Below are 18,051 nucleotides of genomic sequence, written 5' to 3'. Positions count from 1 at the left end.
AGGTTCACGCTTGGTGGAGGCAGGAGGGACACGCGCCGTGATGGCCGTGCGTGCGTCGTGCAGGATGAACTGGGGCACGCTGCTGCCAGCAATCTTCTCCATCCAGATGAACGCGGTGCCGAACATGAAGGACTCCGCGCCGTGCTTCAGGACCGGCAGCCCACCCTGCGTGGGGGCAGGCTTTGGCGCGGCGGGGACTACGGCCCTTTCATACAATTGGTGCGTTGCTGCACAGACATGGGTGATGGCGCGTGGGGCTCCATCCCCGAGGCGAATGTCTGTCCGATGCACGGCAAGGAATCACCACCCACCCAAACGCGTCCTTTCCTCGCAACGTCAGGGACGCGATGGTCGCGTCATTCCCATCCCCCCCAGGAGCGAGTCGCATGCGAATCCTGTCGATCCCCCTCATCGTCGCCACACTCCTCGTTGGTTGCAGCGAAGACCCTCGCCCCAAGCCTCCCGATTCGGGTGTCCCCCAAGGGGACTCGGGAGTGGACTCCGGCGTTCCGCCTGAAGACTCGGGCGTCCCCGATGATGACGCGGGCGTGCCTGATGACGACGCGGGCGTCCCCGATGATGACGCGGGCACGCCGGAAGAGCCGCTGCCCACGGGCCCGCCGGTTCCGCAGGGCCCGGCCAACGTTCCCGAGTTCGACCCGGCCTTCCCGGGCCAGACGCGCGTCCCGGCCATCCAGTCCCGGACGGAGATCACGGTCACCGAGATTGCGTCGGGCTTCAGGAACCCCTGGGCCATCGCCTTCCTGCCCGACCAGCGCATGCTGGTGACGGAGAAGCCCACGGGCTCGCTCTACATCGTCACGCCGGAGGGCGCGAAGTCCCCCGCCGTCACGGGGCTCCCCGCCGTGGATGGACGTGGCCAGGGCGGCCTGCTCGACGTGGAGGTCGGCCCCGACTACGCGGAGAGCGGGCTCATCTACTGGACCTATGCCGAGCCCCGCACGGGCGGGAACGGCCTGGCGGTCGCGCGCGCGCGGCTCGTGGACGGGGCGCAGCCTCGCGTGGAGAACGTGCAGGTCATCTTCCAGATGATGCCGACGCTCGAGTCGACGCTGCACTCGGGCGGCCGGCTGGTGTTCACCCCGGATGGCAAGCTGTTCGTCACGCTCGGTGAGCGCTCCATCCTCGCGGGCCGGGTGCAGGCGCAGGACGTGAGGAGCCACTTCGGCAAGGTCGTCCGCATCAACCCGGATGGCTCCGTGCCTGACGACAACCCGTACCTGAACACGCCCGATGCCAAGCCTGAAATCTGGTCGATCGGTCACCGGAACATCCTCTCCGCGGCGCTCGACAGCCAGAACCGGCTGTGGACCGTGGAGATGGGCCCCCAGGGCGGTGACGAGCTCAACCGTCCCGAGGCCGGCAAGGACTACGGCTGGCCCACCATCGGGTACGGCGAGGAGTACTCCGGAGCCCCCATCCACGAGAGCCCGCGGCGCGAGGGCATGGAGCAGCCCGTGTACTACTGGGACCCGGTGATTTCGCCCTCCGGCATGACCATCTACACCGGGAACCTGTTCCCCGAGTGGCGCAACAACGTCTTCATCGGCGGCCTGTCCGCCCGCGCGCTGGTGCGGCTGCGGATGCACAACGACCGCGCGGTGGGTGAGGAGCACCTCCTCAAGGACCGCAACGAGCGCATCCGTGAAGTGGTCCAGGGCCCCGACGGCGCCCTCTACCTGCTGACCGACGCGACCAACGGCAAGCTGCTCAAGGTCACGCCGCGCTGAAGTTCCAGATGCGCATGCCCGCGCCCCGAGGCACGTGCTCCTCGGGGTTGCGGTATGAGAGGGCATGCGCATCGCGGTGACAGGCTCACACCGGGTGGGCAAGTCGACTCTGATTGACTTGCTCGGAGAAGAACTCGAGGGGTACCGGCTCGCGGAAGAGCCGTACCTCCTCCTCGAGGAAGAGGGTTACGAGTTCGCGACCCCGCCCTCCCTGGAGGACTTCGTCGAACAGCTCCGGTTCTCGGCCGAGCTGCTTCACGCCGAGAAAGACGCACGCGACATCCTGTTCGACCGCTGCCCTGTCGACTTCCTGGGGTATCTGCAGGCGCACGAGGACGCGGAGGCGTTCGACCTGGAGGAATGGCTTCCCCGGGTCCGCTCCGCCGTCCAGACGCTCGACCTCATCGTCTTCGTGCCCATCGATGCACCGGATCGCATCCGGCTCCGGGCCCGTGAAGACATCCACATGAGGACCGCGGTGGATGAAGCACTGTGCAGGGTGCTGCTCGACGACCCGTATGAGTTGGGCGTGGAGGTGCTCACCGTCCACGGCTCGGCGGACGCGCGGGTGAAACAAGTGCTCGAACGGCTGGGGCGCGGTTAGTTCCGCTTCACGAAGGTGATGCGCCAATCTGGAGCGACCCGCACGATGCAGGGCGATCCGTTCTGGTGCACCTTCGCGGATGGGCCAGACATGCCCCCGTGAATTCAACCCCTTGCAACTGGCACATCCCCTGCTCTGAGCCTCCTCACATCCACCAAGGAGACTCACGATGGAAGTCCGGTTTCATGGCGTTCGAGGAAGCATCGCGGTGTCGGGCTCACGCATTGGCGGCAACACGGCCTGCGTGGAGGTCACCAGCCAGGGCCACCGGCTCATCCTGGACGCGGGCACCGGCTTGCGCTCGCTGGGCGAAATCATGATGCGCGAGGGCGCGCCCCAGAAGGCCACCCTCTTCTTCTCGCACCTGCACTGGGACCACGTGCAAGGCTTCCCCTTCTTCACCCCGGCCTACCTGCCCACCTCGGAGCTGACGCTCTACGGCCCCGGCGCCAATGGCGCGCAGGCGCTCCAGTCCGAACTCGCCGCGCAGATGCAACCGCCCCACTTCCCGGTGCCGCTGTCCACCATGCGCTCGCGCATGGACTTCCGCTCGGCGCTGCACGCCCAGCCCGTGGAGGTCGGCCCGTTTCGTGTCACGCCCATCGACGTGCCTCACCCACAGGGATGTCTGGCCTACCGCGTGGAAGCGGATGGCCATTCCTTCATCTACGCCACCGACGTGGAGGTCCGCGTCGAGGACCTCGCGCCAGAGGTCGGCCGCCTCTTCGAGGGCGCGGACGTGCTGTGCCTGGACGCGCAATACACCCCGGACGAATACGAGGGCCGCAAGGGCATCCCCAAGAAGGGCTGGGGCCACTCGACGATGATGGATGCCGCGGGCGTGGCCGGCCTCGTGGGCGCCCGCCGGCTGTGCCTCTTCCATCATGACCCGGCGCACGGCGACGACGTGCTGGAGGACATGGCCGAACAGGCCCGGTCGCTGTTCCCCGTCTGCGAGCCCGCTCGCGAAGGCCAGCGCCTGGTGCTGGGCCGCGCGGCCTGAGAGGGGCCGCCCCATGCCCTCCGGATGTTATGGTGCGGCTTCCGGCTTCGTCCTCCCGCCGCTCCCCGCCATGCCCCACGCCCCCTCGGATGTCTCCCAGGTCCTCCTCCCCTTTGGAGGACTCGTTGGCAGGGAGGTGGACCTCGACGCGTTCCTCCAGACGCTGATGGACCGCATCGCCATCACCCTGCAAGCGGACCGAGGCACCCTCTGGCTGTTGGACCCGGCCCGGCGCGAGCTGTTCAGCCGCGCCGCGCACCTGCCCGAGGTGTCCCAGATTCGCGTCAAGCTGGGCCAGGGCGTCGCCGGCACCGTCGCCGAGGCGGGCCACGCCATCAACGTGCCCGACCCGCGCGGTGAGCAGCGCTTCTTCGCGGACATCGACCGGATGACGGGCTACCGCACCACCAGCCTGCTCGCCGTTCCCCTGCGTGACACGGACGGCGCGCTCTACGGCGTGCTCCAGGTCCTCAACCGCCGCGGCGCGGACCGCTTCACCGGCGACGACACGGAGCGCCTCACCGCCATCGCCTCGCAGGTCAGCACCGCGCTCCAGAGCACCAGCCTCTACCAGGAACTCCAACGCGCCAAGGACCAGCCCCAGGTCCCCGTGGGCTACTTCTTCAACCGCATCATCGGCGAGTCCCCGCAGCTCCAGGCCATCTACCGGCTGGTGCGCAAGGCCGCGCCCACCGACGCCACGGTGCTGCTGCGCGGTGAGAGCGGCAGCGGCAAGGAGCTCTTCGCCCGCGCCGTCCACGTCAACGGACCGCGCCGCGACCAGCCTTTCATCAAGGTGGACTGCGCCGCCCTGCCCGCGACGCTCATCGAGAACGAGCTCTTCGGCCACGAGCGCGGCGCCTTCACCGGCGCCGACCACCGCATGCCCGGCAAGTTCGAGGCCGCGAGCGGCGGCACCGTGTTCATCGACGAGATTGGCGAGCTGCCCCTCCCCGTGCAGGGCAAGCTGCTCCGCGTCATCCAAGACCGCGAGTTCGAGCGCGTGGGCGGCACCCAGGCCGTGAAGGTGGACGTGCGCATCGTCGCCGCCACACACCGGGACCTCGCGCGCATGGTGGCCGAGGGCCGCTTCCGCGAGGACCTCTACTACCGCATCAAGGTCGTGGAGGTGGTGCTGCCCCCCCTGCGCGAGCGCGGCGCCGAGGACATCGAGCGGCTCGCCCACCACTTCGTCGGCGCCGTGGCCCGCAGGCACCGGTTGTCCCCACCGCGCCTCAGCGCCGCCGCCCTGGAGCGCCTCAAACGCTACCGCTGGCCCGGCAACGTGCGCGAGCTGGAGAACTGCATCGAGAGCGCCGTCGTGCTGTGCGAAGGCGAGATTCTCGAGGAGCACCTGCCCCTGCCGAACGTGGACCGCGCGGCGGCCGTGCCCACCGCAGTGCAGGACCATCAGCCCGCGCGCGCGGAGGCGAACCTCCTCCCGTTGGCGGAAGTCGAGCGGCGCCACATCCTGCGCGTCTTGGAATCGGTCAAAGGCAACCGCACCGCCGCGTCACGTGTGTTGGAGATTGGCCGAAACACGCTCGCGCGGAAGCTCAAGGAGTACGGGCTGGCCGACGAGCCGTCCTGACGCACCGCGAGGCGCAGCACACCACCCCTCCCTGGAGGGTGATGCGTCCGCTGACCACAGGCCTTTTCGGGTATGCGCCTTGTTCCAGGCTGACCGCCGTCGTACGACGGAGGGGCCTCCGGTCAGGTGGCGGGGGCATAGCCCTGGGGGACGCGCATGAAGGTGGTCAACAAGCTGCTCGAGAAGCTTCCCGAAGTCGTGGCCGAGAAGATTCCCGACGTGAAGCTGCAGGACCAGGACATCAAGGTGACCGTGGCCCAGGGGGCGCTCACGGAGCAGAAGGTCCTTCCCCCCAAGCTGGCCATGCACGGCATCACCCTCTCCTTCGAAGCCAGCGGCGAGGCGACGGTCCGCAACTTCAACTCACCCGGCGACGTGGATGAGAACGGCATCGTCGGTGAGACGACCCCCGAGGCATCCGAGCAAGGCCCACGGCCGCAGCTTCTCCTGGGCACCGAGACGGGTTGGATGCGCTACCAGGTGGCCGCGCGGGTGAAGGCCGCCGTGAGCGCCAGCCTGTCCTTCCTCGCCTCCGAACAGCAGACGGAACTGAGCGTCGTGCTCAGCGATTACCGGGCCCATCCGTTGGGCCGGAACATGCGCGAGGCCGCGCGCACGGACCTGTCCGAGCTGCGCCTCATGCAGGCCACCGATCTGGCCAAGCTCGGGCTGGGAGACGCCGTGGCGTGGCAGGCCCGGGGCTCGCTCCAGACGCGCCTGGAGCTCAACTGGGCGGACGTCTTCCCTTCCAATCTGAACCGCCTGGGGTTCCTGCGCGGCAGCGAGCTGCTCGCGGTGAAGACGAGCGTGAAGGCCGGCCTGTCCGCCAAGGTGTCCCTCACCGACGACTACCAGCTCAGCTTCACGCGCCCCCGCACCGGCCGCATCCAGGTCGCCGTGCGCAAGGTGAAGTCCCACGAGCAGACGCTCTCCGCCGGGCTCGGCATCCAGGTGGAGCTGCTCGACCCCGCGGCCGTGAAGGCGCAGCTCGGTCAGCTCCTGGAAGCCCTCTTGGGGCCGGTGCTTCGCGAGCTCCTCAAGAAGGGCCAGACGGCGCTGGAGCTCATGGACGGGCTGGTGGAGAAGGCCAGCAAGACCAAGCTGGATGAGAACCAGAAGCGGGTCCTGGGCATGGTGCTGGAGCGGCTCGGCATCGACCCGCAGCTCGCGGACCCGGCCAACCTTCCGCAGGCCTGGGCGGACTTCAAGGCCCGCGTCGCCGAGGCGCTGGAGAACGCCGTCCGCTCGCACATCGCCGAGGGCTTCCAATACGAGTACCTGCGCCTCAACGAAGCCTCCACGCTGCTGGAGGTCGTCGTCGAGGACGTCACCGCGATGCGCTTCCACGAATCCCTGCTCAAGGGCAACCTCGTGGAGCTGCTCAAGTGGATGAAGGCCTCTGCCCAGCCCGCCGAGTTCGAGCTGCGCAACTACCTGCACGCCACCACGATCACGCGGCAACAGGCCGTGGGCTTCTCGCTGGGGTTCGGCTCGTTCGAGCTGCTCAAGTCGCGAGACGTGAAGCGGCAGGCCTGGGTGACGCAGGAGAACTTCCAGGGCGCCCGGCGCATGGCGTTCCTGGGACGTCGCGGCTACGAGGACAAGCTGCTGGGCAACCGGAGCCAGTGGGCCGTGGACCTGAAGGCGGACATGTCCCGCTTCGCGCCGGCGCCCGTGGCCACCGACTTCGGCTACGGCCTGCACCTGCTGCAATGGGGACGGCAGAAGAAGCTGACGCGCAAGGAGCTGCAGCAGGCGGTGGATGACGCCGTCGTCTGGGGTGTGCTGGACACGAAGGACGCGTCCTCCGTCGTCTCCTGGATGCAGGAGGATATGGGCAAGCACCCCATCGAGACGCGGCTCGAAGTGAAGATGGCGGACGACACGTTCCGGGCCCTGGTGCCGCGCATCCAGGAGTTCGACCTTCCGCGCTTCTCCCGCGCCCTGGCCCGCGCGATGCCCTGGAGCGACCAGACGGCCCGCGCCTCCCCCGAGTTCCGCCGCACCGTCTACGCGCCCATCTGGGAGGCCTACCTCCGCGAGGTCCAGAACCGGGGCAGCCTGATGCTGAACGACCTGTCACCCAGCCGCGCCGCGGAGATCGCCAAGGCGTTCTTCCAGCGAGATCCCACCGTGCGCGAGCTGGGCAAGGACCTGCAACTCATCGAGAGCGAGTGGCGCCCCGGCGGCGGCAATTTCACGTTCGCGGAGATCATCCACAAGAACCCGAACTCGCTCGTGCGCTGCCGGGAGTTCGTGAGCGGCATGGTCCGGCTGCGACGCGCCATTGACGAGCGCAAGGCCCCGGACGAGCTGCGCACCGTGTTCGGCGAGCTGGAAGGCATGTGGAGCACGGGCTTCCACCTGCGCGCTGGCGCCGCGCTGCTGGCGGAGGTGGCGCAGTCCACGCCCATGGGGCTCGCGGGCGTCGAGCGGACGCTCACCGTGCGCGTGGCGGACAGCGAGGAGCAGCTCGTGTTCTCCACCACGCGAGGCGCCGGAAACCCCGGGACGCCCTGAGCCGGCTCAGAGCGCCCAGGACAGGACCCCCGCCGCGGCCATGGACAACACGCCGGCCGCGGCGAAGTGCCCCCAGGCCCTGCGCGCCAGGCTCCCACCCGTGGCCGGCGCCTGGGGCCCCAGCACCACCAGCGCGGCGCCACCTTCACGGCCGCTCAAGACATAGCTGCCCTCGGTGGAGCCTCGGCGCAGCTCGCCCACCACGAGGCAGGACTCTCCCACCGTGCCCACGCGCTCCCAGGACAGCGCCTCGGGTTCCAGGTGGGACTCCGGTTCTTCGCGCCGCGCACTGTCTCCGGAGGGGCTCCCGGCCAAGGCCGAGCCGTCTTCCGGATGCGGGGTCTGGTACCACGACGCGGGCACCGTCCCCGGCAGGGCCTTGCAGCGGCGCACTTCCACCGGCGCCATCAACGACGCGGGCGAGAACACCACCGTCGCCTGGACGCGCCGACCCCGCAGCGACAGCACCGGCGCGTAGGCCCGCTCGCGCGACAGCAGCGCACCTCGGCGGCCATCCGCCGCCACCTCGCGCACCTCCGCGTCGAAGAACGCGCACGGTACGCCGCCGGGAGACGTCAGCGCCGGCTCCGCCTCCAGCACCCCGTGGTACACGCCCCAGCCCGGAGCCTTGCCCGCACGCAGCGCCTCCACCGCCTCCTCCAGCGGCACGGGCGCCGAGCCCCGCAACCCATGGGCGCGCGAGCGTGCCCAGGCGCCCCGCAGCACCAGCCCCGCGGCCACCACCAGCAGGACGGAGCCCAGTGCCTTCACGGCCGTCACGGAGGACAGCACCGTGCCCGTGAGCTGGACGCGCTCCAGGACGAACAGGGACACCACCGCCAGCAGGGCGAACCACAGGAGGGGCACGCGGTACGGCCGGGACGACACGTCCTTGCGCCCGAAGGCGAAGGCCACCACCAGCAATCCCAGGAGGCACGCCGCCAAGACGGGCGCCAGTGCCATGCGCCACAGCTCCATCCCCACCCCCGCGTAGGCTCGGCACGGCCACCGTGGAGGCGACACCGTGCCGAGTGCAAGGTGGGGATGACCGGGCGTCCGCGCAAGCCCACGCCCGGCGCGGGGGCTACTCGATGCCCTTGGCCACGCGGCGGACCGGCCGGGGCATCAGGTGCCCCGGACCTTCAAGTCGTCGAACGAGCAGGACAGGTTCCGGCAGCCCAGGGCCACCTTCGCCACGTGGTCCTCCAGGCCCACCAGCAGCTTGCGCGCGAAGCGCTCGTTGTTGAGGAACGCCTCCACCAGCACGCCCGAGCTGTTCCGGCGCAGTTGCAGCCGCACCTGGTAGGGGCCGTGGGCGGGCAGCGGCATCTCGTCCTCGACGAGCGCGTCCGTGTCCTGCGCGCTGTTGCCCACCACCTCGCGCCCGTCCGGCGTGAAGTACCGCCAGGCCAGCCGCATGCCCACGTTGGGGATGGCGAACGCGGAGACCTGCGTGTCCTTGATGCGGAACGCGAGCTCTCCGTAGTGCTGCGCGTCGGGATCCTCCGGGTACTCCGGCCCCAGGCGATCCACGTCCATCAGCACTTCGGCCGTGAAGTCGTTGGACGAGAAGTAGCGCGTCGCGATGTACGCGCGCGGAATCAGCCGGCGCCCGTTGGTCTCCTTGCCGGCCTGCAGCGCGCGGAGCTCCCCGTCCACCATGGTCCATTGGCCGCTGTGGACGTTGACCTCCTCGCTGCCCTCGTTGAAGCCCAGCTCCAGGCGCGATGTGCCACCGGGCTTCGCGGGCTCCGCGATGCTCAGCGAGGAGAACACCTCGCCGTAGGTGTTCGGCGGCAGCGCCGCGGGGGCCGTACGCACCACCCGGTCCTTCCCGCGCTTGATGTCGACCGTCACCGGCCCCACCAGCCACCGGGCCGCGAAGCCCAGCAGCGCCAGACCGCCCACCACGGACAGCCCGCCGCGCACGCGCCGCCAACCCGTGCGGAGCTGGCGCGAAATCGGACTCGGCTTCACCGGCCGCGCGGACGCGGGCACCAGGTGCGCGAGGGCCATGTCCCCCTGCGGCAGCCCCGGCGCGGAGCTGGTGGAGATCATCACCTCCAGCGCCGCGCACAGCTCGCCGGCCTGCGCGTAGCGCGCCTCCGGGTCCTGCTCCAGCAACCGGTCCACCACCCCATCCACGCGCGGATCCAGGCCCGGCTTCTTCGCGGAGGGCAGCTTGAAGCGGCCCAGGGGCAGCTCGCCGGTGAGCAGCTCGTAGAGGATGACGCCCAGCGAGAAGAGGTCCGCGCGGCCGTCCACGCTCTTCGCGTCGCGGCGCTGCTCGGGGCCATGTAGTTCAGCGTGCCCATGGCCACGGACGTCGCCGTGAGTTGCAGCCGCGAATCCGGCGCGCGGATGCCCGCGAGCCCGAAGTCCGCCACCTTCACGTTCCCGCGCCCGTCCAGCAGGATGTTCTCCGGCTTCAGGTCGCGGTGGATGATGCCCTTCTCGTGCGCGCACTCGATGGCGCGCGCCACCGCCAGGATGAGCTTCAGGCCCGTGTCCGGCGTGAGCCCGGCGGACATCGCCTCGCGCAGCGAGCGGCCCTCCACGTACTCCATGACGAAGTAGTAGTGCTCGCCCGCCACGCCACGGTCGATGATCTGGATGATGTTCGGGTGGTTCAGGGCCGCCAGCGCCGTGGCTTCCTTCTCGAAGCGCGTGACGAACTCAGGGTCCTTCGCCAGCCGCGGCGGCAGCAGCTTCACCGCCACGGTGCGCCCCAGCGACTGCTGCCGCGCCAGCCACACCTCGCCCATGCCGCCGCGTCCGAGCATCTCCTTCAGCTCGAAGCCGGGCAGGTCCACCTTGCCGCCGCCCACGAAGGTCGGCTCCTCGTCGTGGCCGTGCAGGTCGGAGCGCGCGCTCCCCGGCCCCGTGTTCGCGGACGAGCGCACCACCGTCGCGTCCACGGGCGCCTCGCCGTCATCCACGCCGGACGGCAGCGCCACCCCGCTGATGGGGGCCGGCACGCCCGGCAGCCCGTTCCCCACGCCATTCTTCACGGGCGTGGAGACGCGGGAGACGGAAACCATGATGCCCGGGTCAGGATCCGCGTGCGGAACCACCGTCACCGCCCCGGACGTCCCGTTCGTCTCCAGGCGGCGCTCGGGGGCGGCGCTGGACATGGACACCATCGAGTGGCGGCCCGTGTCGACCACCTCACCCCGGCGCGCCTCGAAGCGGATGCCGCAGCGGCACTGGACGCGCTGGCCGCTGACGTACACGCGGATGTCGTGGACGAAGCCACAGTTGGGACACGCCTGCGTCGTCATATTCATACGCGGCGCGAGGAGGAAGCGGCCGTGGTGTATTCCAGGCCATGGACGCGGTAGGTGGGCACGGCCTTCTCCTTGCCCTTCACCTGGAGGGCCGGCAACCCCTCCACGTCGAAGCCGGCGCCCGCCCGGCGCACCGTCGTATCCGAGGCCAGCACCTCGCCGCTCTTCGCCATGCCACACAGGCGCGAGGCGGTGTTCACCGTGTCGCCAATGGCCGTGAACTCGTGGCGCTCCGCGCTGCCCATGTAGCCGACAACCGCCTGACCGGTGTTCACGCCGATGCCCACCTCGATGGGCGCCTTCCCTTCGGCCACGCGCTTGCGGTTCAGCTCATGAACGGCGTCCTGCATCTCCAAGGCGGCGCGAAGCGCGCGGGCGGCGTCGTCCGGGTGTGACAGCGGCGGCCCCCAGACGGCCATGACACAGTCCCCAATGAACTTGTCCAGATTCCCCTCGTGTCTGAACACCACGCCGGCCATCGCGGTGAAGAAAGCGTTGAGCATGGCCACCACCTCTTGCGGAGAGTCGTTCTCCGAGATGGTGGTGAACCCGCGGATGTCGGCGAACAGGCAGCTCACCTCCGCCAGACGGCTCTGTGCCAGATCTTCCGTCTCGCCGGCAATCACCGCGTCGGCGACGGCCTTGGACAGGAAGCGGCTCAGCTCCGCGCGCGTCACCGCCTCGGCGCGAATCTGCTCGGCCAGCGCGGCGTTCTCCAGCGCGATGCTCGCCTGGGAGGCGATGCCGGAGAGGATGGTCAGGTCCTTCTCCGAGAAGGCGTTGATCTGCTGACGGCTGTCCAGGAAGAGCACCGCCTGGATCTTCCCGTTCACCTTCAGCGGCACCGCCATGGCGGACCGGATGCCCTGCGCGACGATGCTCTCCGCGGCGGAGAAGCGCTCGTCGATGATGGCGTCCGCCGTCAGCACCGCCTTGCCCGTCTCCACCACGCGCTTGAGCACAGTGTCGGACAGCATGACGTTGACGGCCTTGTCGGAGCGGTGGTGCACCGCCGACGGGATGAACTCCCCATCCGCGGCCACCTTCAGGATGACGCCGTGGTCGGCGGCCAAAAGCTGGAAGGCCACCTTGAGGATCTGCTCGAAGAGGTCCGTCTGGCTGCCCTGCAGGCTCACCTGCCGGTGGAACTCGTGGGCGATGCGCAGCTTCTCGTAGTCGCGGCGCAGGGCCTCCACGTCGGACACCTGCTCGGCGGGCCGGAAGTTCTGCGGCACCTGATCCATCTGCGCCAGGAAGGCCGGCATGGAGATGGACTGCGCCACCACCGTCACGCCCGGCGCGGTGGGCGCGTTGGAGGCCGCTGGCGGCTCGCCGCTGTGGAAGATGAGCCGCGAGGCGCCCAGGGAGATTTCATCCCCGTCGCGCAGCTTGAGCTCCTTCACCCGGCGGCCATTCACGAAGGTGCCGTTGGACGAGCCCAGGTCCTTGAGGACGAACTCCTTGCCCACGCGCTCGATGACGGCGTGTTCCTTGGAGACCTCCCGGTCCACCAGCCGCAGCGTGTTGGACGGATGCCGGCCCAGGGACGTCGCCGGTCCCAATGGAAACTCTCCGAGCGTGCCGTCCGCGAAGCGCCCTGTCAGACGGGGGCCGCGAATCTGCCCGGGTTTGGGTGCAAATGGGGCGGGGGACTGGCTCACGCGGAAATCCTCACCGGCCCGGACACTACCAGAGCGCATCGTCACCGGGGAACGCTCGGAAATCACCACTGAACACCCAGGCAGCATCCAGGAAGCTGGACGCCTGCCTGGCTGGCACCTACCGGTCCGAGCCGCCGCCCCGGATGGCCAACCCCACGCTGGGCATCACCGCAACGCCCCCCAGGTCCCGCTCCATTCCGAAGAGCCGTGGCCGCGTCCGGAAGTAGCCGGCCGTCACCTCGGCGAAGAGGTGGACGTACCGGTAACCCACCGCGATGCCCAGGGTGGATCCGACGAAGTGGCTGCCCACCGTCGCGGGAAGCGATGCGTCGAAGCCCGTCACCGGCTTGCCCTGCTCCGCGTAGTTCACCAGCCGCGCGTCCATCCGGGTGCGGCTGTAGATGTACTTGGGCGCCGCGTAGAGCTTGAAGATGTCCCCCCAGTCCGCGCTCAGGTAGACGGGCACCTCGATGTCGTAGCGCCCGAAGTCGTTCATCTCCACCACCTCCAGCACGTCCAGGACCGGGCTGCTGAAGAAGTGCCGGGACACGCCGACCCCCATCGCCAGGTCGAACGAGCGCTGGCCCGGCTCCAGGTACCGGCCCACCGTGTCTCCGCCGTGGGCGAGCCGCACCTTGAGGTCCCCGCGCAGGGAGATGCCGCTGTAGCGCACGCCCACGTCCAGCCCGTCCAGCACGCCCACGCGGAGCATCAGCTCCGGGTTGACGCCCGGCGGGGACGCCATCAGCGCCACGCCCGCGGTGAGAATCCGCTGCTGCGCCTCTTCGCCCAGCGCGTACGGCCGGTCATTCACGATGGCGTCCCAGGCCTCCCGGCTTTGCTCCCGCCCCTCCTCCACCACCCGGACGATGGTGCCGACCGGGACGAAGGCCCCCACGCCGCCCGTCACCTGGACCTGGCCGGGCGCCAGCGTTCGAGCCGTCTGCTGCGTGGACAGCGTGGAAGCACACCCCGTCAGCAACGTCAGGAACAGCCAGGGAAGAATTCGCATGGGAAGTCACGTTATCCCCTTTCTGGCGCAGACGCTTCATTCCGGGGCGCCGCGCTGGTAAGGGGGCGCCGTGCGAATCAAACAAAAGCCCGAGGACTTCTCCGTCAAGGAGTCATACCGTTTCGACGAAGTCGACTCGGGACGTCACCGCGTCTACCTGATGGACAAGCAGAAGCTGTCCACGTTCGACGCCGTGACGCGTCTGCGCGATGCCTTCGGCCTCAAGCCGGGTGCCATCAGCTATTGCGGACTCAAGGACAAGCAGGGCCGGACCGAGCAGATCATCGCGGTGGACGGCGCCGACGTGGACATGCAGGAGCCCGACCTGCGCCTGAAGTACCTGGGCCGCACGGACAAGCCGCTGTCCGCCGCCAACATCACGTCCAACCGCTTCTCGGTGACGGTGCGCGCGCTGGAAGACGCGACGCTGGGGCCCCTCAACGTGGCCGCCGCCGAGGTCAACCGCCTGGGCGTCATCAACTACTTCGACAGCCAGCGCTTCGGCTCGCTGAAGCACGGCCAGGGCTTCATCGCCAAGGACCTCATCCGGGGTGACTTCGAGGCCGCGCTCCACAACTACATGGCCAAGCCGTCCGAGCTGGACCGGACGGAGGACTCCAAGATCAAGGCCTTCTGGAGGGAGAACTGGGGCCGCTGGGACGCCCGCGTTCCCTATGAGGGCACGCGCAAGTACCACCGCGTCCTCAAGTCCCTGCGCGACCAGCCGGGCGACTACCTCCGCGCCTTCCTGCAGATCGACGCGGACTACCGCGCGATGCTGATCTTCACCTACCAGAGCTTCCTCTGGAACGAGGGCGTGCGGCGCTACCTGCAGTTGATGCTGCCGCGCGAGCACCTCTTCCCCATGCGCTACCAGGCCGGCACGCTGCTGTTCCACCGCGACGCCAACCCGGACGTGCTGCGCACCCTGCGCGACGCTTCCTTCCCCCTGCTCGCCCCCAACAGCACCTTCAGCGACCCGAAGGTCGAGGAGGCCGTGCGCTGGGTGCTGGGCCGCGAGAAGCTCCGCCTGGAGGACCTGCGCGTCCCGGGCGCCGAGCGCCGCCTCTACTTCAAGCACGAGGAGCGGCCCCTGCTGTCGTTCCCGCACAAGCTCGTCGTGGGCCGGACGATGCCGGACGAGGTCAACCGCGGCGACATCAAGGTGAACATCGCCTTCACCCTGCCCCCCGGCGCCTACGCCACGCTGGTCGTCAAGCGGCTGTTCCACTTCGAGTACGCCGAGGACAGCGCGGAGACCATCCGCGCCTCGCAGCGCCCGAAGCTCGTGGAGGCCGAGGCCGCCGCCGCCGCGCAGGAGCCCTCCAGCCGCCGGGGTCCGCCGCGCCGTGATGGCGACGCGCCTCGCCGCGCTTCCGGAGGCCGCAACGCCGCGGATTCGGAGTCCGACGCTCCGCGCCGTGGGTTCGGCAGCCGTGGTGCCGCGGGTTCGGACGCCGAGGCGCCGCGCCGTGGGTTCGGAAGCCGTGGTGCCGAGGGTTCGGAGACGGACGGCCCGCGCCGTGGGTTCAGCAGCCGCGGTGCCGCCGGTTCGGATTCAGACGCCCCTCGCCGTGGGTCCGGAGGCCGCACTGCCGCCGGTTCGGACACGGCCCGCCGTCCGGGTGCTGGCCGCCGGAGTTCGTCCCGCGACCTGCAGCTCCCCGAGCCCGCGCCCGGCCGCGCGCGCACGCTCGCCAGCAAGGCGCCCGAGGCCCCCACGCCCGTGGAGCCGGCCGTGCCGCTGGGCTTCCGAGAGCGCCAGCGCAAGCGCAAGGCCGCCCGTGAAGTGGCCCGCGCGGAGACCGAAGCCAAGAAAGCCTCGAAGGCCAAGCCTTCGAAATCACGGAAGAAATAAAGATGCGGGCCCCCGATGCAATGGGGGGACGGGCGCGCCGTAGGACAAGGCGTGAACGCTCTTACCCTCGACGACGCTCCCAGGTCGCTCGCCCATGCCATCGGGATGCTGATGGCTGAGGAAGCCCCCCCGCTTCCCTGGAAAGCGGACGTGCTGGCCGCCCGCCGGGGTGACCCGTCCGCTTTCGAGGCCCTGGTTCGCAGCGTGCAGCGCCCCGTCTACGGCCTGGCGCTGCGCCTGCTCCAGAGTGAGGCCGAGGCCGCCGAGGTGGCGCAGGAGGCCCTGCTCCGCGCCTACCAGAACCTGCACAAGTACGATGACTCGCGCCCGTTCGACCTCTGGGTGCTCGCCATCACCCGCAACCTCTGCCTGGACCTGCTCCGCCGCCGCACCAAGGTGCGCACCGAGGAGCTGGAGCCCATGAAGGAGGTCCTCCCCAGCGGCGAGGCGTCGCAGGAGGAAGGCGCCATCGCCCGCGAGGAGCGCCAGTCGCTGGAGGAGGCCATGGCCACCTTGTCGGTCGACGACCGGGAGGTGCTCGCCCTCTATTACGTCCAGAAGCGCACGACGAAGGAGATCGCCCAGATCATGGGCTGTGCGCCTGGGACCATCATGGCCCGTCTCTTCCGGGCCCGTGAGAAGCTTCGCAAGAAGATGACGACCGAGGAGGCTCCGCGATGAATCCCGACCTGTGCCCCGACCTCGAGGTCCTCTTCACGGAGCTGGATGAGGGAGAAGGTCCGGCGCTCGACCATGCCGCGGAATGCGAAGCCTGCTCCGCGGTGCTGGAAGAGCACCGGCTGATGGAGCAGGACCTGTACCGGCTCGCGGACCCGCTGCCCCCGCCCACCCTGGTGGCCAGCGTCATGGCCCGCGTCACCGCCGAGCCCGTCCCCCGACGCCGCGAGGTCTGGTCTGGGCTGGCCATCCTGCTGACGTCCATGCTGGGCGGACTGGGCTACCTGGTGATGAGCGACCAGGCACTCGGCCGGCTGGGCACCGGGCTCGCCTCCGTGCTGGTTCAGGGGAGGCCCTTCGTGGAGGGCGTTCTCAGCGGCGTCAACGCGTTGTGGTCCACCGCGGGACTGACGGTGGCCTGCTCCCTCGCCTTCCTCCTCCTGACTTCGCTGTATGGCCTCAAGCGGCTCGTCGGAACCGGGCCTACCCCTTCCGGAGCGTGAGCGAACCATGAAGATCCTCTCTCGAATCCTCTTCCCCGCTCTGCTCCTCGGCGCCCCCATGGCGCTCGCGCAGAACACCGCGCCCCAGGCCGGGGTGAGCGCTCCCGCCGCCAGCACCATCGACATCAGCTTCCGCGGCAGCCTGCGCGACGCCCTCAAGACGATCGCCGACAAGGGCGGCCTCAACCTAGTCGTCACCGGCGACCTGGACTCGCCCGCCGAGGTGCACCTGCGCGGCGTCACCGCGAACCAGGCCCTGCGCACCGTCGCCCGCGCCTACTCGCTGCGGCTGGACCAGGACGGCACCATCTTCACGCTGCGCCCCATGACGGAGAAGGAGAAGCACGCCGCCGCCTCGGGTGAGAGCGAGCCCTCCGCCAACGACGCGCCCGCGCCGGTCGCCAACGCGCCCTCCACCGTGACGGTGCCGCCCATCCCCCCGATTCCCCCCATCCCGCCGATGCCTCCCATGCCGGAGCACTTCTCCGAGGAGGTCCGCGAGGAGATGAAGCGCGCCCGCGACGAGATGAAGCGGGCCCGGGACGAGGTCCGGCGCAACATGCGCCGCAACGGCAGCCGCAACGTGGTGGCACGCGGGCAGAACCTCGAGGTGAAGGAAGGCCAGACGGTGGAGAGCGCCGTCGTGTACGGCGGCAACCTGGTGGTGAATGGCCACGTCAAGGATGACGCGGTGGCCTTCGGCGGCAACCTGGAGGTCCACGGCCGCGTGGAGGGTGACGCCCACGCCTTCGGTGGCAACGTCATCCTGGGGCCGGACGCGAAGGTGGACGGAGACGTGTCTGCCTTTGGCGGCACCGTGGAGCGCGACGACGACGCGCAGGTGGAAGGCAGCATCGAGTCCTTCGGCGGCGCCGGCATCGGCCGGATGGTCGCGGGTGAAATCAAGAAGGGCGTGAAGGAGGCCAAGCATCCGTCCGGGAACCGCGGCGACCGGGACGACGACGGCGCGGGCCTGGCGGGCTTCATCCTCACCTTCGCGGTGCTCTTCGGGCTCGGCTTCCTGGGGCAGATGTTCTTCCCGGCGAGGATGAAGCAGTTGGGTGAAGAGGTCCGCCGCAGCCCGGTGCAGACGGGGCTCACCGGCTTCCTGGGCCTGCTGGCCATGGTCCCGCTCACGGTGGTGCTCTGCATCACCATCATCGGAATCCCGGTGGCCCTGGTGCTGTGGCTGGCCGCCCCCGTGGCGGCGGCGCTGGGCTACGCGGCGGTGGCGAGCGAGCTGGGCACGAAGGTGCCGGTCCTCCGAGGCCGGAAGACGCAGGCGGTGGTGCTGGCGCTCGGCCTGCTGGTGTTGATGGTGGTGGGCGCCATCCCCATCCTCGGCACCCTGGTCACCCTCCTCGTCGGGTTCATGGCGCTGGGTGCGGTCATCCGCACCCGCTTCGGGCAGCGTCCGCAGGGCATGCCCGAGCCCATCATCCCCTCCAACGAGCAGGCCCTCTGACAGGGATTGCCAGTTGATTTGTCCTCCAGGGGATCGTCACGGGCGCCACACGGCCCGGGACGGTCCCCTTCGCGTTTTCCCGTGTGCGCCTTAGCCAAGCTCGCGAGCGCCATCACCG

Annotated in this window: 12 protein-coding genes and 1 pseudogene; 9 read left to right on the top strand and 4 right to left on the bottom strand. The window is 69.7% G+C overall.

The features are described from left to right. The first annotated feature begins 386 nt into the window (after window positions 1–386). The 5 genes from A176_RS14325 to A176_RS14305 all read left to right on the top strand — a co-directional run bounded on the left by A176_RS14325 (window position 387) and on the right by A176_RS14305 (window position 7,469). A complete protein-coding gene (locus A176_RS14325; protein WP_044889166.1) occupies window positions 387–1,751 on the top strand; it encodes a PQQ-dependent sugar dehydrogenase in 1,365 nt (454 codons plus the stop codon). A 64-nt stretch (window positions 1,752–1,815) separates the two neighbouring features. After that, window positions 1,816–2,355, top strand: coding sequence for an AAA family ATPase (locus A176_RS14320; RefSeq protein WP_002640751.1), 540 nt, complete (start codon window positions 1,816–1,818; stop codon window positions 2,353–2,355). A 169-nt stretch (window positions 2,356–2,524) separates the two neighbouring features. Beyond that, window positions 2,525–3,358 (top strand): MBL fold metallo-hydrolase, encoded by an 834-nt coding sequence (locus A176_RS14315; RefSeq protein WP_002640752.1) that lies wholly within the window; start codon window positions 2,525–2,527, stop codon window positions 3,356–3,358. 13 nt (window positions 3,359–3,371) lie between these two features. Then, window positions 3,372–4,949, top strand: a complete 1,578-nt coding sequence (locus A176_RS14310) for a sigma-54-dependent Fis family transcriptional regulator (protein WP_002640753.1) — start codon at window positions 3,372–3,374, stop codon at window positions 4,947–4,949. Between the two features lie 156 nt (window positions 4,950–5,105). After that, window positions 5,106–7,469, top strand: coding sequence for a hypothetical protein (locus A176_RS14305; RefSeq protein ID WP_002640754.1), 2,364 nt, complete (start codon window positions 5,106–5,108; stop codon window positions 7,467–7,469). Between the two features lie 6 nt (window positions 7,470–7,475). Here the strand turns inward: A176_RS14305 and A176_RS14300 are convergent, their stop codons facing one another. The 4 genes and pseudogenes from A176_RS14300 to A176_RS14285 all read right to left on the bottom strand — a co-directional run bounded on the left by A176_RS14300 (window position 7,476) and on the right by A176_RS14285 (window position 13,429). After that, window positions 7,476–8,447 carry a hypothetical protein gene (locus A176_RS14300; protein WP_002640755.1) on the bottom strand — a complete coding sequence of 324 codons (972 nt, stop codon included), beginning with the start codon at window positions 8,445–8,447 and terminating at the stop codon, window positions 7,476–7,478. Window positions 8,448–8,553: 106 nt separating this feature from the next. Then, a pseudogene (locus A176_RS41210) lies at window positions 8,554–10,756 on the bottom strand (serine/threonine-protein kinase). Next, window positions 10,753–12,417, bottom strand: a complete 1,665-nt coding sequence (locus A176_RS14290; RefSeq protein WP_002640757.1) for an adenylate/guanylate cyclase domain-containing protein — start codon at window positions 12,415–12,417, stop codon at window positions 10,753–10,755. Before A176_RS14290 ends, A176_RS41210 begins: the two are co-directional and overlap by 4 nt. 118 nt (window positions 12,418–12,535) lie before the next feature. Continuing rightward, window positions 12,536–13,429, bottom strand: a complete 894-nt coding sequence (locus A176_RS14285) for a hypothetical protein (RefSeq protein WP_002640758.1) — start codon at window positions 13,427–13,429, stop codon at window positions 12,536–12,538. Between the two features lie 70 nt (window positions 13,430–13,499). Between A176_RS14285 and truD the strand changes: the two genes are divergently transcribed. The 4 genes from truD to A176_RS14265 all read left to right on the top strand — a co-directional run bounded on the left by truD (window position 13,500) and on the right by A176_RS14265 (window position 17,933). Further along, entirely contained in the window at window positions 13,500–15,287 is a 1,788-nt protein-coding gene (truD, locus tag A176_RS14280) for a tRNA pseudouridine(13) synthase TruD (protein ID WP_002640759.1), read from the top strand. Window positions 15,288–15,437: 150 nt separating this feature from the next. After that, the gene (locus A176_RS14275) at window positions 15,438–15,968 is read left to right on the top strand and encodes an RNA polymerase sigma factor (RefSeq protein ID WP_002640760.1); all 531 of its coding nucleotides are present in this window, start codon (window positions 15,438–15,440) and stop codon (window positions 15,966–15,968) included. Continuing rightward, complete coding sequence (locus A176_RS14270; RefSeq protein ID WP_002640761.1) at window positions 15,965–16,468, top strand: anti-sigma factor family protein; 504 nt, start codon at window positions 15,965–15,967, stop codon at window positions 16,466–16,468. The genes A176_RS14275 and A176_RS14270 overlap by 4 nt, the downstream gene beginning before the upstream one ends. A gap of 7 nt (window positions 16,469–16,475) precedes the next feature. Next, the gene (locus A176_RS14265) at window positions 16,476–17,933 is read left to right on the top strand and encodes a DUF8173 domain-containing protein (RefSeq protein WP_002640762.1); all 1,458 of its coding nucleotides are present in this window, start codon (window positions 16,476–16,478) and stop codon (window positions 17,931–17,933) included. Window positions 17,934–18,051 lie beyond the last annotated feature (118 nt).

The organism is Myxococcus hansupus, assembly GCF_000280925.3.
In the GTDB taxonomy this organism is placed as follows: domain Bacteria; phylum Myxococcota; class Myxococcia; order Myxococcales; family Myxococcaceae; genus Myxococcus; species Myxococcus hansupus.
This window is presented reverse-complemented; position numbering and strand designations above follow the sequence as displayed.

Coding starts and splice junctions, on each gene's coding strand:
- A176_RS14320 (WP_002640751.1), top strand. CDS start 1,816: ATGCGCATCGCGGTGACAGGCTCACACCGGGTGGGCAAGTCGACTCTG.
- A176_RS14310 (WP_002640753.1), top strand. CDS start 3,372: ATGCCCTCCGGATGTTATGGTGCGGCTTCCGGCTTCGTCCTCCCGCCG.
- A176_RS14285 (WP_002640758.1), bottom strand. CDS start 13,429: ATGCGAATTCTTCCCTGGCTGTTCCTGACGTTGCTGACGGGGTGTGCT.
- A176_RS14270 (WP_002640761.1), top strand. CDS start 15,965: ATGAATCCCGACCTGTGCCCCGACCTCGAGGTCCTCTTCACGGAGCTG.
- A176_RS14315 (WP_002640752.1), top strand. CDS start 2,525: ATGGAAGTCCGGTTTCATGGCGTTCGAGGAAGCATCGCGGTGTCGGGC.
- A176_RS14325 (WP_044889166.1), top strand. CDS start 387: ATGCGAATCCTGTCGATCCCCCTCATCGTCGCCACACTCCTCGTTGGT.
- A176_RS14305 (WP_002640754.1), top strand. CDS start 5,106: ATGAAGGTGGTCAACAAGCTGCTCGAGAAGCTTCCCGAAGTCGTGGCC.
- A176_RS14300 (WP_002640755.1), bottom strand. CDS start 8,447: ATGGAGCTGTGGCGCATGGCACTGGCGCCCGTCTTGGCGGCGTGCCTC.
- A176_RS14265 (WP_002640762.1), top strand. CDS start 16,476: ATGAAGATCCTCTCTCGAATCCTCTTCCCCGCTCTGCTCCTCGGCGCC.